The following is a 23115-nucleotide window of genomic DNA, read 5'->3' on the forward strand; positions in this document are numbered from 1 at the left end:
TGATCGCATTCGGCTCCGCCACAGGGCGGAGCCCCGCATTCCAGATTTCATCCATCGCTGAACACTTTTGAAGGAGGCCACAATGGCACCTCGCGTTCTCGTATCCGACGAATTGTCGGAAACCGCCGTCCAGATCTTCCGTGACCGTGGCGTCGAAGTCGATTTCGAACCGCAGCTCGGCAAGGACAAGGACCGTCTGCTTGAAGTCATCGGCAAGTATGATGGCCTCGCCATCCGTTCCGCGACCAAGGTGACGGAAAAGATCATCGAAGGGGCGAAGAACCTCAAGGTCGTCGGCCGCGCCGGCATCGGCGTCGACAATGTCGATATCCCGGCTGCTTCGCGCCGCGGCATCATCGTCATGAACACGCCTTTCGGCAATTCGATCACCACGGCCGAACACGCGATCGCGCTGATGTTCGCTGTTGCCCGCCAGCTTCCGGCGGCCGATAACTCGACGCAGGCCGGCAAGTGGGAGAAGTCGAAATTCATGGGTGTCGAGATCACCGGCAAGACGCTCGGCGTCATCGGCGCCGGTAATATCGGCTCGATCGTCTGCGCCCGCGCCATCGGCCTGAAGATGCATGTCGTCGCCTATGACCCGTTCCTTTCCAAGGAGCGCGCCGAGGAGATGGGCGTCACCAAGGTCGAGCTCGACGAGCTTTTCGCCCGCGCCGATTTCATCACGCTGCATGTGCCGATGACCGACAAGACGCGCGGCATCCTCAACAAGGAAGCGCTGGCGAAGACCAAGCCCGGCGTGCGCATCATCAACTGCGCGCGCGGCGGCCTCGTCGATGAGGCAGCCCTTGCCGAAGCCATCAAGTCCGGTCACGTCGCCGGTGCCGCCTTCGACGTCTTCGAAGTCGAGCCCGCCAAGGAAAGCCCGCTCTTCGGCCTGCCAAATGTCGTCTGCACGCCGCATCTCGGCGCCTCGACGACCGAGGCGCAGGAAAATGTCGCTCTACAGGTGGCCGAACAGATGTCGGATTACCTCGTCAAGGGCGCGGTCTCCAACGCCATCAACATGCCGTCGATCACAGCGGAAGAAGCGCCGATCCTGAAGCCCTTCATCCGGCTTGCCGACGTTCTCGGCGCTTTCGTCGGTCAGGTCACCGAGGAGCCGATCAAGGAAATCGAAATCCTCTACGACGGCATCACCGCCAATATGAACACGCGGGCGCTGACGAGCGCAGTGCTCGCCGGCCTCATCCGCCCGCAGGTTGCCGACGTCAACATGGTTTCGGCGCCGATCATGATCAAGGAAAAGGGTATCGTGCTCTCCGAGGTCAAGCGCGACAAGACAGGCGTGTTCGACGGTTATATCAAGCTGACGGTGACGACCGAAAGCATGACGCGCTCGGTTGCCGGCACGGTGTTCTCGGATGGCAAGCCGCGCTTCATCCAGATCAAGGGCATCAATCTCGATGCCGATGTCGGCTCGCACATGATCTACATCACCAATACCGACGTTCCGGGCATGATCGGCTTCATCGGCACGACGCTCGGTACCGCCGGCGTCAACATCGCCAACTTCCAGCTTGGTCGCGACAAGCAGGGCGGCGACGCCATCGCGTTGCTCTATGTCGACGGCGAGGTGGATGATGGCGTGCTTGCACAGCTGACGGCGCACCAGGCGATCCGCCAGGCAAAGCTGCTGACCTTCAACATCGACTGATTTTCCTCCTCCCAAGGAAACAAGGAAAACCCGGCGCTGGAAACGGCGCCGGGTTTTCTGCGTCAGAAACGGATGAATTTCAGTGAGGCAGGCGTTTCCGGCGGACGAGCTTGCCGAAGCGGGCTCTATCGTCCTCAGCCTTCGTGCGGTGAAGGAAGGCGCGCCTGCTGCCCTCGAGGCCCTGGAAGAATTCGTCCCAGGAAATATCCTCCTGCGTTTCCGGAGAGAAGTCGACGCGGACAGTTTCGCTGTCGCTCGCGTTCTTGATACGGGCGGGATGGCCGCCGCGCTCTTCGATCCAATGTTTGATTCTGCTGTACTCCGTCGTCGCGCCGAACCTGCCCATGTAACCCTCCTCAGCAATTCGATTGCGGCATTTCTGTCCCTGCAACGCATGATCGAAGGGATCGTTCCATGGAGCATCAATTATTTTAGTAAGATCGGATTAATCCCGGGGGCGGCATCAGGAAACCGATCGACGAACGAACCACAGGCGCACAATTGAGGCGAGGGGCAGAATAAACCTATCGCGTGGGTGCCTGCGCATCGCCCTCGACCGGCGTCGTGGCAAGCGGCGATTGTGCGTCGCCGGAGGCGACGGCTGCGGGCAAGGGTACGTGGCGCTTGCGCTCGCGGATCAGCGTCAGCAGGCCGGAGCAGATGATGAGCACGATGCCGAAAGCCATCGGCAGGTCGACGTGATCGTTGAAGAAGAGGTAGCCGAAGCCGATGGCCCAGATCATCTGGCTGTATTGCGGTGTCGCTACGAGCGTTGCCGGGGCGAGCCGCGCGGCTGTCATCAGCATCACGTTCCCGCGGCGCCGAGCAATCCGTAGCCTGCAATAAAGATCCATTGCTGTGGGCTTGGCACGACGATCTCGGAGAGCATGAGAACGCCGCTGACGATAAGCGTGCCGAGTAGCGAAGCGCCATAGAGCGACAGGCGCTTCTCTGCCGGGCCGAGCGCGCGCAGGATGACGATGGCGACGGCGGCGGAGACCGCGCCGATGGTTGCAGCCAGATGGCCGACGGACAGCTCGCGGAAGCCCGGCCGGAGAACGACCAGCACACCAAGGAAGCCGACGATGACGGCAGCCCAGCGCTGCCAGCGCACATCCTCCTTCAGGAAGATCACCGAGAGGATGGTGACGACCGACGGCAGCAGGAACAGCAGGCAGAAGGCCTCGGCCATCGGCAGCTTGGTGAAGGCTATGATGGAAGCGATCGATCCGGTCGCGCCGGCGGCAAATCGCGCCAGCCAGAGCGGCCGGTTCGTCGTTGCGAATATGTCGAGCCATGAATCGCCCCGCCCCTTGATGAAGGGGAGGGCCGACAGGCTGAGCACCGCGCCGGTGAAGGCGATCTGGAAGGAGGGAACGGCGCCGTGCAGGGCTTTGATGGATGCATCGCTGAAGGCAAAGACGGCATAGCCGACAAATGCGACAAGGACGCCGCGAAGCGTGGTTGAGGCGGTTGTCATGTATTCGAATCTTCTAAAGGTGGGTCGGTTCATCTACGCGACGAAATGCGGGCTGGCAAAGACCGATTGCGAATAGCTGCAATGCATGAGCGGCGTGTGACGCCGGCGACCGCAGCCGAAACGCCGGCACTTGCGCGCGGGCGCAATAATTTCTATATCCGTCGCCCATGAAGCTGGCGGCCGATCCCGCCGGAAATGTAGGAAATCCGCCACATTCCGAAGTCAGAACGGCGGATCGAAACAGCGCAGAATTGGCACTATCGTTGAACACACTGGATTTTGACAAGAAGCCGGAAGAGACCCGTGTCGTCGTCGCCATGTCGGGCGGCGTCGATTCATCTGTCGTTGCCGGCCTTCTCAAACAGCAGGGTTACGATGTGCTCGGCATCACGCTGCAGCTTTACGACCATGGAGCGGCCGTTCACCGCGCCGGTTCCTGCTGCGCGGGCCAGGATATCGACGATGCGCGCCGCGTCTGCGAGACGCTCGGCATTCCGCATTACGTGCTCGATTACGAGAAGCGCTTCCGCGAGACGGTGATCAACCCCTTCGCCGAAAGCTATGTGGCCGGCGAAACGCCGATCCCCTGCGTTTCCTGCAATCAGACGGTCAAATTCGCCGATCTGCTGGCGACCGCCAAGGAACTCGGCGCCGATGCGCTGGCGACCGGCCATTATATCCGCTCGCGGCCGAACCCTTCGGCTGATAAGCCCGGCCGCCGGGCGCTTTTCCGGCCGGCCGATGCCGACCGCGACCAGAGCTATTTCCTTTTCGCCACGACGCAGGAACAGATCGATTATCTTCGCTTCCCCCTGGGCGGCCTGCCGAAGGCCGAGACGCGCAGGCTTGCCGAAGAGATGGGCCTCGTCGTCGCCAAGAAGGCCGACAGCCAGGACATCTGCTTCGTGCCGCAGGGCAAATATTCCGACATCATCACCAAGCTGAAGCCGAATGCGGCGCTTGCCGGTGAGATCGTCCATCTCGACGGCCGCGTGCTCGGCACCCATGAAGGCATCCTGCACTTCACCATCGGCCAACGCCGCGGCATCGGTATCGCCACCGGTGAACCGCTCTACGTCGTCTTTCTCGATGCCCGCTCGCGCCGCGTCATCGTCGGCCCGAAGGAAGCACTGGAGACGCACCGCGTCTACCTGCGCGACGTCAACTGGCTGGGCGACGAGACGCTTGCGGATGCCGCCTCCGGCAAAGGTTTTGCCTGCTACGCCAAGGTCCGCTCGACACGAGCGCCGGCGCCGGCGGTACTGCATGTCGATGCCAACGGCACCTATGTCGACCTGACGGTCGGCGAGGCAGGCATTGCGCCTGGTCAGGCTTGCGCGCTTTATTCGACCCCCGGCGACGACGCCCGGGTCTTCGGCGGCGGTTTCATCGATCGCTCCGAGCGCGAACCTTCGGCCGAGGCCTCGCTGAAGGCGCTTTTGTCCAGCTCCGTCGCCGCCTGAAATCAACAGGAGAGGGCGGGCATCAAAGCCCAGCGTTTTTCTCCATCATGCGCTTGACACAAAGCCGAGGCGCACCTTATAAGCCGCTCATCCCACGGGCCGGCACGCTTCGCGAGCAGGCATCGTTTGACCAGTGGCGGAGTAGCTCAGTAGGTCAGAGCAGAGGAATCATAATCCTTGTGTCGGGGGTTCAAATCCCTCCTCCGCTACCACTTCTTCTAATGCAGAATTAGCGATTTTGAGCCGGTGCAGGCCGCCGCTGTAGCATATTGGTTGCGCGCCAAAGGCGGCGGCGAGGGGACAAAACAGTTCAGCTCTGATCTGCAGGATTTCCGCTAAGGCGCGTCGCATGGAACTGGATTCATGCGGCGCGCTTAGCTCCTTCGATGCGTGTCGCTATCCCCGAACCGCTATACCCTTCCGGGCGGCATGCATTAAAGCCGATGAGAGGGTTATCTGTAGAGCGCCAAAAGCACTACGGGCATCCTCATCGCCCAAAGATGGGATGCGGCGGCGATGATAATAGCCCATACGGCGAGCGAGAACATGACCGCCGCTAACCTGATCCCGACTGACTCCATCATTTCCTCCATCCCAATCCGTGCCCCCCACGGATGATCCAATATTAGCAAGGCTGAGGTCGCTCAGCTATCGCAAGAAATTGGTATCCGATAGAAGCTGCTGATCGTGCACTCGGAAAAGATGCAGAGCTTTCGGCGATAGGACGCCCCTTCCCCCTTCGGTCAAACGAGGAAAAGAAAATTGTCGTATTGCGCGCCGAAATAATCAGGGCCGCTGTCTTCGGTGATGATCGGTTCGCTGTCGAGCAGGAGATAGTCGATCGGGCCGTAGGCGCTGAGATCGATCAGCTGGGGATTGTGGATGCTGTCGGCGGTGATGGTCACGGTGGTGGAGAAGACGACATTGCCGTTCAGCTGGCCTTCGATGGTCAGAACGTTGTCATAATTCGACGTTCCGTTGGCAACTTCGAATTGCTTGATCTGGAATGGGCCGCCATCCGCTGAATAGATGGGTGTCCAGAACACCCCTCCTCCCAGATAATGGTTGCCGTCGGCTTCCTGCCGCACCGTCGCATCGTCTCCGTCCCGCCAGGCGCCCCAGTCGAAGCCTTTGTAGCCGGTGGGGAAGTCGCTATGGCCGACGTCTTCGAAATTGACGAACACATTGCCACGTTCCGGCAAGTCAATTGCGATGCTGAGCGCGCCGACGTCGGTGGCGCCTTTGCCGTCTGATATCTTGAAGGTGAACTTTTCGACGAGTGCATCTCCGGGCCCGAGCGCTGCGACCTCAGGCTTGGAGTGGTCGAGCGCATAGGTGTAGCTGCCGTCGGAATAAACGGTGAGTGTGCCGTATTCTCCCTGGATTGCGGTGCTCGTGGCAGGGGATCCATTGGCCGGTTGCGGAATGCGTTGTCCGTTGACGAAGTTGAGGCGGACCGTATCTCCATCGACATCCGTGGAACTGGTATTTTCGAGAATGTCGCCGGTAATCGCATCGTCGATGTTGAAAACAGGCAAGTATACGTCGCCTGCGACTGGCTTGTGATTTGCCATTTCTACCTCCCGTGTGATTTTCGTTTCGACTATGCAATCCTATCGGGTAGTCTGGCAATGGAAATTGACGAAGCTTCGGATTAGTGACGCCGAACCTGCTTGCGATCCAAGCGTCTATGCTCTGCTTGTGCTGCTGCCGTCCCGTCGATAATGGCAGAGCGTTCCAGGCATCGTGATCATGACTGGCAGGCGCGGGAACATGGCGTAGGCTTCTTCCAGCGCCGTTTTCGGCCGTAATCCATGACCAGACAATTATGATTTGCGTCGAGATCGGAACGATTGGCGACCCGGTATCAGAACGGCAAGCCCACATAGTTCTCGGCTAACACCGTCGAAGCCGCTCGGGAATGAGTGAGATAGTCGAGCTCCGCCTCCTGGATCTTCTGGTCGAAATCACCGGTATCGGGAAAGCGGTGCATCATCGTCGTCATCCACCAGGAAAACCGCACGGCCTTCCACACCCGGGCGAGTGCGGTCTGCGAATAGGCATCGATGCCGCGATCCGAGCCTTCGCGGTAATGCTCGATGAGCCCGGAAAACAGATAATGGACGTCGCTGGCCGCAAGGTTCAAGCCCTTGGCGCCGGTGGGCGGCACGATATGGGCGGCGTCGCCAACCAGGAAAAGCCGGCCGAAACGCATGGGCTCGGCGACGAAAGAGCGGAGCGGAGCGATCGATTTCTCGAAGGACGGCGCGGTCACCAATGCCTCGGCGTGATGCGCCGGCAGGCGCCGTCTCAGCTCGTCCCAGAAGCGGTCGTCGCTCCAGGCCTCGACCTTTTCGTCGAGCGCGCATTGGATGTAATAGCGGCTGCGCGTGGCCGAGCGCATTGAACAGAGCGCAAAGCCTCTTGGATGGTTGGCGTAGATCAGTTCGTGGCTGACCGGCGCCACGTCGGCAAGCAGACCCAGCCAGCCGAAGGGATAGATCTTCTCGAAATGCCTGATCGCCTGTTCCGGAACGGCCTTGCGGCTCACGCCATGAAAGCCGTCGCAGCCGGCGATGAAGTCGCAATCGATGCGCTTGGTGACGCCGTCTTTCGTATAAGTGACGAAAGGAGAATGCCCATCGAAATCATGCGGCGTGACATCGGCGGCATCGTAGATCGACAGGGCGCCGCTTGCTTCGCGCCGCTCCATCAGATCGCGCGTCACCTCGGTCTGGCCGTAAACGGTAACACGCCTGCCGCCGGTCAGCTTATGCAGATCGATGCGATGGTCGCGTCCGTCGAAGGCCAGCGAAAAGCCGTCATGCGGCAGGCCTTCGGCATGTAATCTCGCTCCCGCCTTGGCCTGATCCAGCAGTGCGACGGTGCCTTCCTCCAGGACGCCGGCGCGCACTCGGCCGAGAATGTAATCCTTGTTGACGCGATCGAGAATGACATTGTCGATGCCCGCTTCGGTCAAAAGCTGACCGAGTAGCAGGCCGGATGGTCCCGAACCGATGATGGCGACCTGGGTTCGCAACTGCGTCCTCCCTGACATTTTGCGTTTTGCCAGATTCTGCCGTGGGCTCCCTGCCGCAGCAATGGACATCCCGGCCTAAAAATTGCACTAATCGAACATTGGTGAGGAAGGAGCCCCATGCGCAGACATGTACCGACCTACGAGCTCTACGGCGAAAACACCGGGAGAGAGCCGGATTTTTGGTTGCATTGCGAAACAATTCGCTCCCGCAGCAGCCTGCACCACTGGGAGATTCGCCTGCATCGCCATGAGAGTTTCTTTCAGATATTGTACATCGAAGGCGGTTCGGGCGATGCGATCTTCGGCGACAAGAGTCATGCCATCCGCCCGCCGGCCATCATCACGGTGCCGCCGGGGCTCAATCACGGCTTTCGGTTTTCACGCGATATCGACGGCCTCGTCATCACCCTGTTGAGGTCCCATCTCAGCCAGCCGCTCGGCGACCGGAGCCCGCTCGGCGAATGGCTGGCTGCGCCGCATCTGACGCCGCTCGATCCCGATAATGCCGAGGACGCCTATGTCATGCAGACGTTGCGGCGGCTCGGCGACGAATTCGAAAACCGCCGCAGCGGCCGCAACGAGTTGCTGGGCGCTTATGTTGCTCTGGTGATGCGGCTGACGGCGAGGATTTCTCATGAGGGAAACAGTTATGAGTTTCCGTCGAACGAGAACGAGCGACGCATGGATATGCTGAACGAGCTTCTTCAGCAGCATTTCCGATCCCACAAGCCCGCTTCCTTCTATGCGATGGAGATTGGGGTTTCGCCGACCCATCTCACCCGCATCGTCCGGTCGATGACCGGCAGCACGCCGCACGAGCTGATCGCCGGCAAACTCATCGAAGAGGCGAAGCGCCAGCTCGTTTTTACCCTCGGCAGCGTTCAGGAGATCGGATTTCGGCTCGGCTTTGCCGATCCTGCCTATTTCTCGCGGTTCTTTCTCAAATATACGGGTGAAACGCCGCGGGTATGGCGCATGAAGGAGAAGTTGCGGCTCGAGGGCGCATAGCTGCAGATTGTCAGAGCATTGCTTTGCCAGGACCCTCGATACGTCTCTCTATCGCATGAGATCGCGATTTTCCGCAGATCATGTCATGAACTAACCGGGCATGATTCTAAACATCATTTTATCGACGCATTGTCCATTTTCGATTTTTTTAAAATTCACGGTGAGAAACATTGATGTTTCTATAAAAAAGATAGAAGACGTCGCAATTTCAATGCGGTCTGCTCTGTCTATGGAGGTTTTGCTGCAGTCAATTATTTTGTTTGCGGCCATGAATAACTTGTCATGTTCACTTATAAATTGAAAATTCTGATAATGGCCCTGTGTGTAAATATTGTATAGATCAAAGTTTTTATAGAAATGAACGTTACTTAAAATATATGATAGCTCCATCGCCAGAATTAGAGCTGCTGCCATGTGTAGAATTCTTGTAGTTTTATTTGAAAAAATGGTCGTCCCCCTTGCGGATCGTATTTAAATTTCGCCGCTTGCTTTTTTGGCTCGCCGTCGTCCCGATTACGCCAAAGCTTGCCCGACACGATTGAGATAATCAATGCCAGCTGAGACGCGATCGGCCTGTCTGTTATCAATAATGGTTCCTCTTAATGTGGTTGTGACTTTGCCAGTGGGGCCATCTGTTGGAGCTTGCCTGAAAAGTCGCAGTTGGGGAGTTGCGACGCGGCGTCTTCCCGGGATGCGCAGCCAGCTGCCGGCGATGGCTAATGTCATCGGATGTCAGTGCCTTACCGGATGGACCGGACAGGCGTCATGAGAGCTTCACGCGGCGGAATTATTAACAAAAGGCAAATTTGCAAAACGGAATAAGGAACTATGCCATGGCCGATATTGCCCCCAGCCAGGTTCATAGCGACACGTCCCACCCGCTCCACAGTTCGAATTCTGCCGGCAAATGGTTCTTGCCGCTCTTCGCGCTCGTTCTGGTCTGCGGCCTTGGATATGTCGCCTATGCACTCGGACGCGACCTGACAACAGCCGCCGCCGTTCCCTGGATTCTCTTGGGCCTTGCGCTGCTGATCGCGCTCGGCTTCGAGTTCGTCAACGGTTTCCACGATACGGCCAATGCCGTCGCCACCGTCATCTACACTCGGTCCATGCCGGCGGAATTCGCCGTCATCTGGTCGGGCTTCTTCAACTTTCTCGGGGTGCTGACTTCGAGCGGCGCTGTCGCCTTCGGCATTCTGGCGCTGCTGCCGGTGGAACTGATCCTGCAGGTCGGTTCCGGTTCAGGCCTTGCCATGGTCTTTGCGCTGCTGATCGCGGCGATCGTCTGGAACCTCGGCACCTGGTATCTCGGCCTGCCGTCGTCGAGCTCGCATACGCTGGTGGGATCGATCATCGGCGTCGGCCTCGCCAACCAGTTCCTGGCGCCGGCGGGAACCGCCACGAGTGGCGTCGACTGGTCGCAGGCGACCAATATCGGTCTGTCGCTGCTGATCTCGCCGCTGATCGGTTTCGGTCTTTCCGCCGTTCTTCTGCTGGTCATGAAGGTTCTGGTGCGCAACAAGGCGCTCTATGACGAACCGAAGGGCAACCAGCCGCCGCCGCTCTGGATCCGCGCGATCCTGATCTTCACCTGCACCGGCGTCAGCTTCGCCCACGGCTCCAACGACGGCCAGAAGGGCATGGGTCTGATCATGCTCATCCTGATCGGCCTGGTGCCGACCGCCTTCGCGCTGAACCGCACGCCCGACGTCAACTATCTCGAAGCCTACAAGGCTGCCTCGGCCCAGGTGGAGACCGCGCTCGGCAAATATGTGAAGCCCGGCGTGACCGTCACCGACTACAAGGCCGAGGTCAGCAACGCCGTCAAGAACAAGAGCTGGACGGATGCGACGACGCCGGCTCTGCAGCAATATATCCATCAGACGAGCGCCGAAGTCGCTGGCTTCCCGACGCTGGAAGCGGTGCCGACCAACCTCGTCGGCAACGTCCGCAATGACATCTATCTGATCGGCGAGGCGCTGAAGCTGATCGACAAGCAGAAGCTGCTGCCGATGGACGCCGCCGATTTGACGGCGGTGACGAACTACCACAAGGCGGTCGACAACGCGACGAAGTTCATTCCGCTCTGGGTGAAGGTGGCGGTTGCGATCGCGCTCGGCCTCGGCACGATGGTGGGCTGGAAGCGCATCGTCGTCACCGTCGGCGAAAAGATCGGCAAGACGCATCTGACCTACGGGCAGGGCGCGGCAGCCGAAGTCGTGGCGATGGTCACAATCGCCTCGGCCGATCATCTCGGCCTGCCGGTTTCGACTACGCATGTGTTGTCGTCGGGCGTCGCCGGCACCATGGCGGCCAACGGTTCCGGCCTGCAATGGTCGACCGTGCGCAACATGCTGATGGCCTGGGTGCTGACGCTGCCGGCTTCGATCGCGATCGCCTTCGTGCTCTTCGTGATTCTGCGCCAGGTGTTCTAAAAACGAGTATCAGGCCGTTGAGGCCAGACTGGCATTGCGATCGCTGATGAAGATGCTCGCCTCGGCGGCGGGCATCGCCTTGCCGAAAAGATAACCCTGGCCGATATCGCAGCCGAGCTGTAGCAGGAAGGCGAGCTGGCCGTGCTCCTCGACGCCTTCCGCAGTCGTCTTGATGTTGAGGCTCCGGCCGAGGCCGAGCATGGCGCGGACGATCTTTTCCTGCCGTTCGTCGTCGCGATAGGTGGCGACGAAACTTTTGTCGATCTTGATCTTGTCGAAACGATAACGCGCGAGCTGGGCAAGACTCGAATAACCCGTACCGAAATCGTCGAGCGCGATCTGGATGCCGGCCGCATGCAGCTCGTCGAGGACGACGGCGGCGACGGCCGGATCCTGGATCAGTGCATTTTCGGTGATCTCGACTTCCAGCCGCTGCGGCGGCAGCCGGCTTGCCGAGAGCACTTTGAGGATACGGGAGGCGAGCAGCCTGTCTTCCATCTGCACCGGCGAGACATTGAAGGACAGGGTTACGTGCTCCGGCCAATCGAGCGCGTCGCTGCAGGCCTGGGCAAGCAGATCCTCGAACAGGGCTGTGATCATGCCGGTTTCTTCGGCAATGTCGATGAAGACGGGCGGCGGGATGTTGACGCCGTCGTCGCCGATCCAGCGCGCCAAGGCTTCGAAGCCGCAGAGCTGGCCGGTCTTGAGGTCGATCAGCGGCTGATAGAAGGGTTTGATCGCCTTCTTGGAGATTGCCGCGCGCAGGCTGGTTTCCAGCGCGGCGCGTTCCGCCACCTTGTCCTGCATCGAGGCTTCGAAGACGAGAGAGTGATTGGGCCCGCGCGATTTCGCCTCGTACATGGCAAGGTCGGCGCGGTGAGCGGCATCCTCAAGCGGCTCGGCTCCCTCGGCCCAGCGGTCGTAGCCGACGCTGGCGCCGACTTCGACGGCAAAGCCGTCGATAAGGATTGGCCGGGTGACGGCCTGGATCAAAAGCTTGGCAAAATGCTCTTCGCGCTGTGCGGTCATGCCGAAGGCGACGATGATGAATTCGTCGCCGCCGAAGCGATAGACGCAATCGGCATTGCCGAGTGCGCAGATACGCTTTGCGACCTCGATCAGGAGGCCATCGCCGCCCTTGTGGCCGACGAGATCGTTGACTTTCTTGAAGCCGTCGAGGTCGACGGAAAAGATGGTAACGTTGCGAGCCCAATCCTCGATCTCGGCTTCCTCATCCAGGATTGGCCGCGAGAGAAGTTTGCGCTCGAAGGCGTAGCGGTTCGGCAGCTTGGTCAGATGGTCGTGGGTCGCGGTCCAATCGGCCTTCGCCTGAGCGGCGTCGCGCAGGTCCATTTCTTTGCGCAGGTCGGCGATGCGCAGCACCGAATAGATGAAACTCATGGCGCCGGCGATGCCGAGGGCCAGGACGAGTTTGTCGGCGCCGTACTCACTGAAACCGATCATGAAGGTGACGAGGCCGTCGTCGAAGTGCAACAGCGTGCCGAGGAGCCAGAGGGTTACTCCGAACACCACGATCGATACGCATTGCCGTCCGGCCCTGCTTTGGAAAAACGCCGGCATTATCGCCTTCTCCATCTCCACCCTGCGCGGAATTATCACGTAAATCTGAAATGTTCGTTGAACTGAAGGGGCAAATTGTTGGAGGGGCGGCCTGTTGCGGCGCTATCGGGACGGCAGCCTTGCTGCGGCCGCTCGTCGGCTTTTTGGGAGATGGAGGATGTTTCGGGTGCTATGGCGAAGGTGAGGGCTCGGGAAGAACGAGGGCGAGCGTGCTGTTGCATCGCTCGCCCTGTCTCGCGTTTCAGGCGGTGACGATCAGCAGCGGGACGCTGACGACCAGACCGACCAGAATTAGGGTGAACGTCGCAACCCGCATCAAACGCAGGCGCCGCGTACGTTCTCCACTCCAATCATATGCCATGTCTTCCATCTCCTTGGGATAAGGAAGTAGTCCCGGTCAAACCCGGTTCAATAGAGATGACGCGATTTGCTTGCGTAAGGCTGGATCGTATGAGGCATCTCTAATGCTGAAGGCGCAACGACCAACGCCGCCCGTTGCTGGTCATGCGAATGACGGCGAGCGGTTCGACGTCGACGAGCCAGAAGGAGGAAAGCGGTGCGTGAAGCACATACGCGATGGCTGCTCTTATGACGGATGCATGGGTAACGGCCACCACATGGCCGCCGAGTGTGGATTGCTCATCCATCCAGCCTGCGACGCGCGCGCGCAGGTCGGCAATGCTCTCGCCGCCGTGCGGGGCAGCTTCCGGATCGCTCATCCACGCCATGAGGCCCTCCGGCTCTTCGGTCTCGATCGTTGTGATCGACCTGCCGGCCCAGCGGCCGTGGTCGCAATCGCACAGCGCCTGATCTATCCGGGCTTCGAGGTGGAGCGCTTCCGCGGTCTGGCGGGCGCGCAAAGCGGGGCTCATGACGGTACGATCGGCGCGGGGAGGGGCGGCCATCCTGCCTGCTTCCGCCATGGCCTTTTCTTCCAGCGGTTCGTCGAGCGGGAACAGGCCCTTGCGGCTTGCCGCAGTTGCGCCGTGGCAGATCCAGGTGAGGCGCGTGTTCACGGTCGTTCCGATCTCCGGATAGCGGTGGGGACAGCCTTTGCCGGCTTCGTGAAGTGTCGTTGACAGTCTCTTCGGCGAGCAGATATAACCATGCTGTTGCGGGTTTGGAAGCCGGTGGAAATCCGGCGCGGTCGCGCCACTGTGACCAGCGTGTCGAAAGCTCTTCGTGCTGGAAGTCAGACCTTACCGCACAAACACTCTTTCGACTGAACGCGTCATTCCGGAGGAATACATGTCTGACACCACTTTCACGCCCGTCGCGGCACCGGCGCCAATCCCGCTCGGAGATATCCTGCCCTGGGCGATCTTCGGCGGTCTGCTGATGCTCATCGTCCTCTATTTCGTCGGCACCGAGGAAGGCGCGATGGCGCTGTTCAACGGCATGTATGTGCACGAATTCGTGCATGACGCCCGTCATCTCCTCGGCTTTCCCTGCCACTAAAGCCCATCGCGATCTTTCAGATTCGCTTCCCGCGCTTTAGGTCTTTGTTTTACGCATGTCGTTCTCGCAAAACCGCTGCACAGTTTTGCGCGACATGCTCAGGGGAATACTGACATGGTTGGAAATCTTCTGCTTCGCGGCATGCTCGCGGGCCTGATTGCCGGCATTCTCGTTTTTGCCTTCGCCCATACCTTCGGCGAGCCGCTCGTCGATGCGGCGATCACCTTCGAGGAGGCGAGCGCCCAGGCGGCCGGCGAAGCTGCCGAACCTGAGATCGTCAGCCGGGCCACGCAGGCCGGTCCCGGCCTCTTCATCGGCGTGATGGCTTACAGCATCGCCGTCGGCGGGCTTTTTTCGCTTGCCTTCGCTTTCGTGCACGGCCGCCTCAGCAGCCTTTCGCCGCGCGGCACCTCGGCCGTCATCGCCGTCGCCGCCTTCGTGGCGATCGTGCTCGTTCCCGGCATCAAGTATCCGGCCAACCCGCCGGCGGTCGGCAATCCCGACACGATCGGCGTCAGGACCGAACTGTTCTTCCTGATGATCGTCGTCTCGCTTGCCGCGCTGATCGCCGCGGTGGCCCTGTCGCGCCGTCTTTCAGGACGTTTCGGTCTCTGGAACGGCGCGATCATCGCCGGTGCCGCCTATCTCATCTTCATCGGCCTCGTTCTCTATCTCTTGCCGCCGATCAACGAGGTGCCGGAGAATTTTTCGGCGATGGTGCTCTGGCGTTTCCGCACGACAACGCTCGCCATGCACGCGATCCTCTGGGCAGCGCTCGGCCTTGCTTTCGGAGCGCTGGCCGAAAGGCAGTTCGCCGTCCAGGGTGGGCAGCGCGGACGGCCGGCGAAGGCATTTCGCTGAATGTATCCAAGGGCGCAGTCTGGTCTGCGCCCCGAACTTTCAGGGCGATCATGAGACGCGAGAGAACCGGGCTATTTCTGCCGACGAGATTTGCCGTCATCGCCTGCCTTTTCATGATCGCCGGAAACTGCTTTGCGCATAGCCGCACAGCCGGCGGCAATCCTACCGGTCTCGATGTTCCGGAAATTTCCCATGGCGAGATGGCGGTGATTTCAGACCATCGCCGTGGGATCATCGACCTCGCATTCCGTGCAGTCGATACGAACGAACCATTCCGCCGCATCCTGAACTATGCCGAAATCCAATATTCCTATTGCCTGTGGGGCAGGGTGCCCGGCAGCGTGACGGATGAGGAAAGTCCGTTCAACGAATGCGCCCATGCCTATCTCGCGGCGACGAAGGCGGTGCTGATGGCGATGCGGGAGATGCCGCGGGAGGCGCCTGCCGCAGGAGAGATCATCTCCTCCATTGATGTCGAGATGGTGCGCCGTGGTCTTGCGCTCGTCACCTGCCAGTTCAGCGGCGAGGCTTTCAACACGGCCGATATCATCAAGCCGCGATGGAGCCGGATACCGCTTCATTTCGCCAGCATGGCGTCGCTGACGGGGCTGGCCAGTCTGGTCGGTCTCGCCGTTCTTGCGCTTTGCCGCTTCCTGCAGCCGAAGGCTCAGTCGTCGGAATAGCGCTGCTCGCGCCACGGATCGCCAAGCATGTGGTAGCCGTTCTTTTCCCAGAAACCGGCCATGTCTTCGGGTATCAGCTCGATGCGGCGCAGCCATTTGGCGCTTTTCCAGAAATAGAGATGCGGCACGACGAGGCGCATCGGGCCGCCGTGATCCGGCGTCAGCGGCAGGCCCTCCCATGATGTCGCGAGGATGGCGTCCTCGGCGGCAAAATCGGAGAGCGGCAGGTTGGTAGTATAGCCGTCATAGCTCGTCAGCATGACGTAAGCTGCTTCTGGTTTCGGCATGGCGCGGTCGAGCAGATCGCGCGTCGAAACGCCCTTCCATCTGTTGTCGTAGCGCGACCAGGTGGTGACGCAGTGAATGTCGCTGATATTGCTGCTCTGCTCGACCGCCTGGAAATCGGCCCAGGTGAGGGTAAGAGTCGTTTCGACCAGGCCGCGCACCTCAAGCCGCCAGCGTTCGGTTGAGATGACCGGCTGCTGGCCGAGATCGAGCACCGGCCAGTTCTTGACGAGGTGCTGGCCGGGCGGCAGGCGCTCGGTCTCGGGACGGCTGATGCGGCCGGTCAGGAACTTGCCCTCTGCCGCCCAGCGGCGCTTGGAGTTGGTGAGCTTGCTGTCGGCGGGTGTCTGGTCGTCGCTCATGGAGGGTCTCCTTGCGGTGCAGCAATAGGACATCCGCCTCAGCCGAGTGTCAAGTTTCGGCGAGCTCTTGGAAATCCTCGCTTGCCTCATTAAACTGACCCCGTCGGGTATGCCTTGCTGGGGAGTGAAGGCAGAAGGGGAGGAGCCGGATCTGTCTTTGCGATATCGTGCGATAGCGGCGCTGCTGCTGGTGCCGGTGATCATTTTCGCTTTCTTCACCTACGGAAGCGCGATCGCGACGCGCGCCTATATGCAAGAGGCTTCGGCCCAGGCGGGAACGGCGCTGCGCCTTGCCGTCTCGGCACTCAGCGGTCACCTCAACCGTTACGAAGCGCTGCCGGCGCTGATTGCCGATCACGACGATATCAAGGAACTGGTCAGCGCGCCTGACGATATCGCGCTGCGCGATGCCGCCAATCTCTATCTCAAGGAGATCAACGGGCTCTTGAAATCCTCCGACATTTACGTAGTCAAGCCGGACGGGGAGACGATCGCGGCCAGCAATTACGATGGACCGGGAAGCTTCGTCGGGCAGAATTTCAGCTACAGGCCTTATTTTCAGGATGCGATCGAAGGCCGGCAGGCCCGATTTTATGCGCTCGGCACGACCTCGCTGAAACGCGGCTATTATTTCTCGGCGCCGATCAGGGTCGGTCCGGATATTCGAGGCGTCATCGTCTTCAAGGTCGATATCGACATGATCGAATCTTCCTGGAGCGGCGGGGAATACAAGATCTTCGTCTCCGATCCCGAGGGCATCATCTTCATGTCCGGCAGCCCGGAATGGCTCTATGGTGCGATCCTGCCGCTGACGGCTGAGCGGATTGCACGCACACAAGCTTCGCGGCGCTATGCCAATGCCAGGCTGATGGCGCTGCCGGTGAGCCGCCAGCGCTTTGAGCCGCACGAGTTGATGACGCTTGCCGGCGAGCGCGGCTCCAGCGAATATCTGGTGCTGTCGCACTATATGCCGGCCGAAGACTGGACGGTGAACGTGCTGATGGAGACGAGTTCCATCCGCGCGCAGGCGCGCACGGCGCTTGCGGCTGTCTTTCTGATCCTTTGCATCGCCGGGCTTGCTGTGGCGGTCATTCGCCAGCGGCGGGCGCGACTGGCCGAGCGTATGCAGATGCAGGCCGAAGCGCGGGGCGAGCTTGAGCGGCGCGTCGAAGAACGTACGGCCGATCTTGCCCGCGTCAACAGCCGCATCGAGGAAGAGATATCAGAGCGGCGACTGACCGAGCAGCAGCTTCGCCAGACGCAGGCCGATCTCATCCAGGCGGGCAAGCTTGCCGGCCTCGGGCAGATGTCGGCCGCGCTTTCACATGAATTCAACCAGCCGCTCGCCGCCGCCAAGACCTATTCCGACAGCGCTTCCGTTCTCATCGATCGCGGCCGGACGGAGGAGGCGCGCGATAATATAAGGCGGATCGGCGGGCTGATCGACCGCATGGCTGCGATCAGCCGGCATTTGCGTAACTTCGCCCGCAAACCGAACGAAAAGCTCGGGCCGGTTCCCCTCGATGAGGCGATGCGCGACACGCTGGAGATCATCGCCTGGCGGCTGAAGGCGGCTGACGCCGAGCTCCGGCTCGATCTCGGGACCCGGCCGCCGGTGGTGCGCGCCGGCTCGGTGCGGCTGCAGCAGGTGCTGGTGAATGTGATTTCCAATGCGGCCGATGCGGTGGAGGGGCTGGATGACAGACGCATCGAGATTTCGGCCATCGAGGCGGCCGCCAAGGTGGTGCTGACGATACGCGATCACGGGCCGGGCGTGCCGGCGGCAATCGCCGAGCGCATTTTCGATCCCTTCTTCACGACCAAGGGCGTCGGCAAGGGCCTCGGCCTCGGGCTTTCGATCTCCTACAACATCGTCAAGGATTTCGGCGGCAGCCTGACGGCTGCCAACCATCCCGATGGGGGCGCGGTGTTCCGTATCGAGTTGCAAACGGCGGCGGGGCTGATGCCGGAGGCAGCGGAATGAACGAGGCCAAGATCCTGCTTGTCGACGACGAGGAGGAACTGCGCCGCTCGACGGCGCAGGCGCTGGAGCTTTCCGGCTTCAGCGTCGAGACCTTTTCGAACGGCGACCATGTGCTGGAACTGATCGGCTACAGCTTTCCCGGCGTCGTCGTCAGCGATATCCGCATGCCCGGCATGGACGGCATGACGCTGATGCAGCGGATCCGCGAGATCGATCCGGAGGTGCCGGTCATTCTCGTCACCGGCCATGGCGACGTACAGCTTGCGGTGAAGGCGATGCGCGAAGGCGCCTATGATTTCATCGAGAAGCCGTTCACGCCGGAAATGCTCGCCGGCGTCATCCGCCGGGCGATGGAACGGCGCGGCCTCGTGCTCGAAAATCGGTTGCTGAAGGCAGTCGCCGGCAAACGCGACGATATCGAGGCGCGGCTGCCGGGGCGTACGCAGGTGATGGTGGATCTGCGCTACCGTATCCGCGCGATCGGCGCCAGCGATGCCGATACGCTCATCGTCGGCGAGACCGGGGCCGGCAAGGAAGTGGTGGCGCGCGCGCTGCACGATATCAGCGCCCGGGCGAGCCGGCCGTTCATCGCGATCAATTGCGCCGCGCTGCCGGCAAATCTGATCGAGAGCGAGCTCTTCGGCCATGAGATCGGTGCCTTTCCGGGGGCGGTGAGGCCGCGCTACGGAAAGTTCGAGCATGGGCGCGGCGGCACTATCCTGCTCGACGAAATCAGTTCCATGCCTTTCGACCTGCAGGCGAAATTCCTGCGGGTGCTGCAGGAGCGAGTGATCTCCAGGCTCGGATCGAACGAAATCGTGGCGCTCGACGTGCGCTTCATCGCGACGAGCAAAGTCGACCTCGAGGCGGAAGTGGCTGCAGGGCGCTTCCGCGCCGACCTCTTCTATCGGCTGAACGTCGCAACGCTGCATGTGCCGTCGCTGTCGCAGCGGCGGGCGGATGTTCCGCTGCTTTTCCTGCAGTTGGTGCGGGAAGCGGCCGCGCGCTACGGCCGCGATGAGATGACCGTGCTGCCGGAGGTGATCTCCGACATTGCCCAGCGCGACTGGCCCGGCAATGTGCGGGAGCTGAGGAACGCCGCCGACCGCCTGGTCCTCGGCCTCGAGAATGGCGGACGGCAGGCCGAGGAGGCGACGGGGCTTGCGGAGCGGGTCGCCGAATTCGAGCGAGGGGTCATCGCCAGTGCACTGGTCGCGCATGGCGGCAGCCTCAAGCCGGTCTACGAGTCGCTCGGTATTTCCCGGAAGACGCTCTACGAAAAGATGCAGAAATACGGGCTGGATAAGCGGATGCTGATCACCGACGGCTAGTCCTCGCCGGTTGGCTGTGCGTCCTCGCCAGATGCGATGGGTGGATTTCCACCCATCGCATCCGCGGTTTGTTTCCAAATCGACCCATGCTGCATCGCACCCTCGCAGAATCACCTTCCAAAAACGGTGGCGATGATTGCAGCTCGATTTTTCCCGGCGGCAAATAGGCAATCCGAACCGGCGCGGAGGAGTGTCGGCGGGCTCGCTTATTTCATCAGGGAGGAAACGATGAAAATCCTGAAGGCCATGCTCGGCCTGACCGCAGCTGCCGCGGTCTCTCTTCTCGCCGGTGCCGCTGCGGCGCAGACCTATCCCGAACGCACCATCACCATGGTCGTACCGTTTGCGGCCGGCGGCCCGACCGATACGGTTGCGCGCCTCGTCGCCGAATCCATGTCGAAGGATCTCGGCCAGCAGATCGTCGTGGAAAATGTCGGCGGCGCTGGCGGTACGCTCGGCGCCGGCCGCGTGGCGAGCGCCGATCCAGATGGCTACACCATCCTGCTGCACCATATCGGCATGGCGACGAGCGCCACGCTCTACCGCAAGCTCGCCTATGACACGCTCGGCGCTTTCGATTATGTCGGCCTCGTCACCGAGGTGCCGATGACGATCGTCGCGCGCAAGGATTTCGAGCCGACCGACCTCAAGGGTCTGATCGACTATGTCAAGGCCAACAAGGACAAGGTGACGGTTGCCAACGCCGGCATCGGCGCGGCTTCGCATCTCTGCGGCATGATGTTCATGAGCGCCATCCAGACGCCGTTGACGACCGTTCCCTACAAGGGCACCGGCCCTGCCATGACCGACCTGCTCGGCGGCCAGGTCGACATCATGTGCGACCAGACGACCAACACCACGAAACAGATCCAGGGCGGCACGATCAAGGCCTATGCCGTGACCTCGCCGAAGCGCCTCGACGTGATGAAGGAGATTCCGACGGCTGTCGAAGCCGGCCTGCCGGGCTTCGAAGTCGGCATCTGGCACGGCATCTACACGCCGAAGGGCACGCCGGCCGAAATCAACGAACGGCTGTCGAAGTCGCTGCAGGTCGCGCTGAAAGACCCGAATGTCGGCGCTCGCTTCGCCGAACTCGGCACGGCGCCGTCCTCCGACGTCGATGCGACGCCGGCTGCTCTGAAAGCCAAGCTCGAAGGCGAGATCGCCCGCTGGAAGCCGGTGATCGAGGCTGCCGGGGAATATGCGGACTAGTGAGGGATGTGCCAGGAATAGCCCCTCACCCTAACCCTCTCCCCGTAAACGGGGAGAGGGGACCTGCCCTGAGCGATCGCGGAAAAGGTGAGAGGCTTGCGGCGTATTCCCTTCTCCCCGCAAGCGGGGACAAGGTGCCGGCAGGCGGATGAGTGGCAATCGCAGCAGCGCGTTAAGAACCATCTCCAACTCCAGGAGACACTATGAAATCCATCAGTTTCGATAGCACCAATGCGATCTGCGGCGCGCTTTTCGTCGCGACCGGCGCTTTTTTCGCCTTCCAGTCTCTGGGGCTCGACCTCGGTACGGCAATACGCATGGGCCCCGGTTATTTTCCGCTGGTGCTTGCCTGCGTGCTCGTGCTTCTCGGCGCGATCATCTTCATTCAGGCGCTGCGCGTCGAGGGAGAGCCGGTCGGCGCCATGGCCTGGCGCGGCATGATCTTCATCCTGCCGGCGCCGGTCTTTTTCGGGCTGACGGTACGCGGGCTCGGATTCGCGCCGGCGTTGTTTGTCACCGCTTTCATCGCCTGTTTCGCATCGCAAAAGATGAACCTGTTCTCCGCGATCATCCTTTCGCTGCTGCTGACGGTCTTTTCCGTGGCAGTCTTCAGCTACGGGCTCGGCCTGCCGTTCGAGCGTTTCGGCCCCTGGGTCCGGTTCTAGGAGGCGATAATGGATCTTTTCAGCAATCTCGCCCTCGGTTTTGCGACAGCCGGCACGCTTGACAATCTGCTCTTCTGCCTGATCGGCGTGCTGCTCGGCACGCTGATCGGCGTGCTGCCGGGCATCGGCGCCACGGCGACGATCGCCATGCTCCTGCCGATCACCTTCCAGCTCGAACCGGTCTCCTCGCTGATCATGCTCGCTGGCATCTATTACGGCGCGCAGTACGGCGGTTCGACGACGGCGATCCTCATCAACATGCCGGGCGAATCCTCCTCCGCCGTCACGGCGATCGATGGTTACCAGATGGCGCGCAAGGGCAGGGCGGGAGCAGCTCTGGCGATCGCAGCGCTCGGTTCGTTCTTTGCCGGCACGGTCTCGACCTTTCTCGTCGCGATCTTCGCCCCGCCGCTTACCGCCATCGCGCTACAATTCGGTTCGGCCGAATATTTCTCGCTGATGATCGTCGGTCTGGTTTCCTCGATCGCTTTGGCGCATGGCTCGGTCGTCAAGGCCCTGGCGATGGTGGCGCTCGGGCTGCTGCTCGGCCTCGTCGGCACCGACATCTATACCGGCACGCCGCGCTTCACGCTCGGCATTCGCGAATATGCCGACGGGCTGAATTTCGTGGCGCTCGCGGTCGGCGTATTCGGGGTGGCGGAAATCCTGCGCAATCTCGAGGGCGAGTCGACCCGCACGGTGCTGATGGCCAAGGTTTCCGGCCTCTTGCCGTCCCGCCAGGAATTCAAGGAGATGATCGCGCCCGTCGTTCGCGGCACGGTGATCGGTTCGGCACTCGGCATTCTGCCGGGCGGCGGCGCCATTCTTGCTTCCTTCGCCTCCTATACGGTCGAGAAGCGCATGTCGAAGACGCCGGAGGAATTCGGCAAGGGTGCGGTCGCCGGCGTCGCCGGGCCGGAATCGGCCAACAATGCCGGGGCGCAGACCTCGTTCATTCCGCTCCTGACGCTCGGCATTCCGGCCAATCCGGTCATGGCGCTGATGGTCGGCGCGATGATCATCCAGGGTATCGTGCCGGGGCCGAACGTCGCTTCCGAGCAGCCGGCGCTGTTCTGGGGTATTATCGCCTCGATGTGGATCGGCAATTTGATGCTCGTCATCCTGAACCTGCCGCTGATCGGGCTCTGGGTGAAACTGCTGACCGTGCCCTACTATGTGCTCTTCCCGGTCATCATGGCCTTCTGCTCGATCGGGGTCTACAGCGTCAACGCCAATGTCTACGACCTCTATGCCGTGGCCTTCTTCGGGCTCATCGGCTACGTGCTGGCAAAACTTCGCTGCGAGCCGGCGCCACTGCTGCTTGGCTTCGTGCTCGGGCCGCTGCTGGAAGAGAACCTGCGGCGCGCCATGATCCTGTCGCGCGGCGATCCCAGTACCTTCATCACGCGGCCGATCAGCGCCACGCTTCTGGCGATTGCGCTTGCGGTGCTCATCGTCGTCTTCCTGCCGAGCGTCAAGAAGAAGCGCGAAGAGGTGTTCGTCGAAGAAGCCTGAGGGGTTGAACTTGTAGTCTGTTTGATCAACAAGGAATGATCTGACGCGGGCGCCGGTTGGGCGCCCGTTTCGCA

19 protein-coding genes, 1 tRNA gene, 1 pseudogene and 1 riboswitch are annotated in these 23115 nt (G+C 61.1%); of the genes and pseudogenes, 13 read left to right on the forward strand and 8 right to left on the reverse strand.

Going from position 1 to position 23115, the window contains the following annotated elements:
• Window positions 1–82: 82 nt before the first annotated feature.
• Entirely contained in the window at window positions 83–1678 is a 1596-nt protein-coding gene (gene serA / locus GGD57_RS16655; protein ID WP_184471443.1) for a phosphoglycerate dehydrogenase, read from the forward strand.
• 79 nt (window positions 1679–1757) lie between these two features.
• Here serA and GGD57_RS16660 read toward each other — a convergent pair whose 3' ends face one another.
• Together GGD57_RS16660 and GGD57_RS16665 are read right to left on the reverse strand one after the other, a co-directional pair.
• Complete coding sequence (locus GGD57_RS16660; protein WP_184471444.1) at window positions 1758–2024, reverse strand: hypothetical protein; 267 nt, start codon at window positions 2022–2024, stop codon at window positions 1758–1760.
• A 178-nt stretch (window positions 2025–2202) separates the two neighbouring features.
• Window positions 2203–3158: pseudogene (locus tag GGD57_RS16665) on the reverse strand (DMT family transporter).
• Between the two features lie 263 nt (window positions 3159–3421).
• On the opposite strand from GGD57_RS16665, the gene mnmA reads away from it, so the two are divergent.
• Window positions 3422–4621 (forward strand): tRNA 2-thiouridine(34) synthase MnmA, encoded by a 1200-nt coding sequence (mnmA, locus tag GGD57_RS16670; RefSeq protein ID WP_184471445.1) that lies wholly within the window; start codon window positions 3422–3424, stop codon window positions 4619–4621.
• Window positions 4622–4756: 135 nt separating this feature from the next.
• A tRNA-Met gene (locus tag GGD57_RS16675) sits at window positions 4757–4833 on the forward strand.
• Window positions 4834–5364: 531 nt separating this feature from the next.
• Here the strand turns inward: GGD57_RS16675 and GGD57_RS16680 are convergent.
• Both GGD57_RS16680 and pobA read right to left on the reverse strand, forming a co-directional pair.
• Window positions 5365–6213, reverse strand: a complete 849-nt coding sequence (locus GGD57_RS16680) for a VCBS domain-containing protein (RefSeq protein WP_348645983.1) — start codon at window positions 6211–6213, stop codon at window positions 5365–5367.
• A gap of 275 nt (window positions 6214–6488) precedes the next feature.
• Window positions 6489–7661 (reverse strand): 4-hydroxybenzoate 3-monooxygenase, encoded by a 1173-nt coding sequence (gene pobA, locus GGD57_RS16685; RefSeq protein ID WP_184471447.1) that lies wholly within the window; start codon window positions 7659–7661, stop codon window positions 6489–6491.
• 117 nt (window positions 7662–7778) lie between these two features.
• Between pobA and GGD57_RS16690 the strand changes: the two genes are divergently transcribed.
• Window positions 7779–8669 (forward strand): helix-turn-helix domain-containing protein, encoded by an 891-nt coding sequence (locus GGD57_RS16690; RefSeq protein WP_184471448.1) that lies wholly within the window; start codon window positions 7779–7781, stop codon window positions 8667–8669.
• A 90-nt stretch (window positions 8670–8759) separates the two neighbouring features.
• On the opposite strand, the gene GGD57_RS16695 is transcribed toward GGD57_RS16690, so the two are convergent.
• Window positions 8760–9083: a hypothetical protein gene (locus GGD57_RS16695; protein ID WP_184471449.1), complete on the reverse strand. Its 324-nt coding sequence runs from the start codon at window positions 9081–9083 to the stop codon at window positions 8760–8762.
• Between the two features lie 419 nt (window positions 9084–9502).
• On the opposite strand from GGD57_RS16695, the gene GGD57_RS16700 reads away from it, so the two are divergent.
• Window positions 9503–11104, forward strand: a complete 1602-nt coding sequence (locus GGD57_RS16700; RefSeq protein WP_184471450.1) for an inorganic phosphate transporter — start codon at window positions 9503–9505, stop codon at window positions 11102–11104.
• A 9-nt stretch (window positions 11105–11113) separates the two neighbouring features.
• Here the strand turns inward: GGD57_RS16700 and GGD57_RS16705 are convergent, their stop codons facing one another.
• Both GGD57_RS16705 and GGD57_RS16710 read right to left on the reverse strand, forming a co-directional pair.
• Entirely contained in the window at window positions 11114–12685 is a 1572-nt protein-coding gene (locus tag GGD57_RS16705; RefSeq protein WP_184471451.1) for a putative bifunctional diguanylate cyclase/phosphodiesterase, read from the reverse strand.
• Window positions 12686–13146: 461 nt separating this feature from the next.
• On the reverse strand, window positions 13147–13701 hold the full coding sequence (locus tag GGD57_RS16710) for a histidine phosphatase family protein (protein WP_184471452.1): 555 nt from the start codon (window positions 13699–13701) through the stop codon (window positions 13147–13149).
• Window positions 13702–13783: 82 nt separating this feature from the next.
• Window positions 13784–13935: riboswitch (adenosylcobalamin (AdoCbl) riboswitch) on the forward strand.
• Here GGD57_RS16710 and GGD57_RS16715 point away from each other — a divergent pair.
• The 3 genes from GGD57_RS16715 to GGD57_RS16725 all read left to right on the forward strand — a co-directional run bounded on the left by GGD57_RS16715 (window position 13934) and on the right by GGD57_RS16725 (window position 15687).
• A complete protein-coding gene (locus GGD57_RS16715; RefSeq protein ID WP_085738252.1) occupies window positions 13934–14143 on the forward strand; it encodes a CbtB domain-containing protein in 210 nt (69 codons plus the stop codon). (Overlaps the previous riboswitch by 2 nt.)
• Window positions 14144–14257: 114 nt before the next feature.
• On the forward strand, window positions 14258–15004 hold the full coding sequence (locus tag GGD57_RS16720) for a CbtA family protein (protein ID WP_184471453.1): 747 nt from the start codon (window positions 14258–14260) through the stop codon (window positions 15002–15004).
• A 113-nt stretch (window positions 15005–15117) separates the two neighbouring features.
• Window positions 15118–15687, forward strand: a complete 570-nt coding sequence (locus GGD57_RS16725; protein WP_432443369.1) for a hypothetical protein — start codon at window positions 15118–15120, stop codon at window positions 15685–15687.
• Here GGD57_RS16725 and GGD57_RS16730 read toward each other — a convergent pair.
• Window positions 15672–16334, reverse strand: a complete 663-nt coding sequence (locus GGD57_RS16730; RefSeq protein ID WP_184471455.1) for a sulfite oxidase-like oxidoreductase — start codon at window positions 16332–16334, stop codon at window positions 15672–15674. The genes GGD57_RS16725 and GGD57_RS16730 overlap by 16 nt on opposite strands.
• A 109-nt stretch (window positions 16335–16443) precedes the next feature.
• Here GGD57_RS16730 and GGD57_RS16735 point away from each other — a divergent pair, with 109 nt between their 5' ends.
• The 5 genes from GGD57_RS16735 (at window position 16444) to GGD57_RS16755 (ending at window position 23041) form a co-directional block, all read left to right on the forward strand.
• Window positions 16444–18318 (forward strand): sensor histidine kinase, encoded by a 1875-nt coding sequence (locus GGD57_RS16735; RefSeq protein ID WP_281423749.1) that lies wholly within the window; start codon window positions 16444–16446, stop codon window positions 18316–18318.
• Window positions 18315–19649, forward strand: a complete 1335-nt coding sequence (locus GGD57_RS16740) for a sigma-54-dependent transcriptional regulator (RefSeq protein ID WP_184471456.1) — start codon at window positions 18315–18317, stop codon at window positions 19647–19649. Before GGD57_RS16735 ends, GGD57_RS16740 begins: the two co-directional genes overlap by 4 nt.
• Before the next feature lie 228 nt (window positions 19650–19877).
• Window positions 19878–20861, forward strand: coding sequence for a tripartite tricarboxylate transporter substrate-binding protein (locus tag GGD57_RS16745; protein ID WP_184471457.1), 984 nt, complete (start codon window positions 19878–19880; stop codon window positions 20859–20861).
• 203 nt (window positions 20862–21064) lie between these two features.
• Window positions 21065–21526, forward strand: a complete 462-nt coding sequence (locus GGD57_RS16750; protein WP_184471458.1) for a tripartite tricarboxylate transporter TctB family protein — start codon at window positions 21065–21067, stop codon at window positions 21524–21526.
• A 9-nt stretch (window positions 21527–21535) separates the two neighbouring features.
• Window positions 21536–23041: a tripartite tricarboxylate transporter permease gene (locus GGD57_RS16755; protein WP_184471459.1), complete on the forward strand. Its 1506-nt coding sequence runs from the start codon at window positions 21536–21538 to the stop codon at window positions 23039–23041.
• The last annotated feature ends 74 nt before the right edge of the window (window positions 23042–23115 follow it).

This window comes from Rhizobium esperanzae (assembly GCF_014197615.1).
Taxonomy (GTDB): Bacteria; Pseudomonadota; Alphaproteobacteria; order Rhizobiales; family Rhizobiaceae; genus Rhizobium; species Rhizobium esperanzae_A.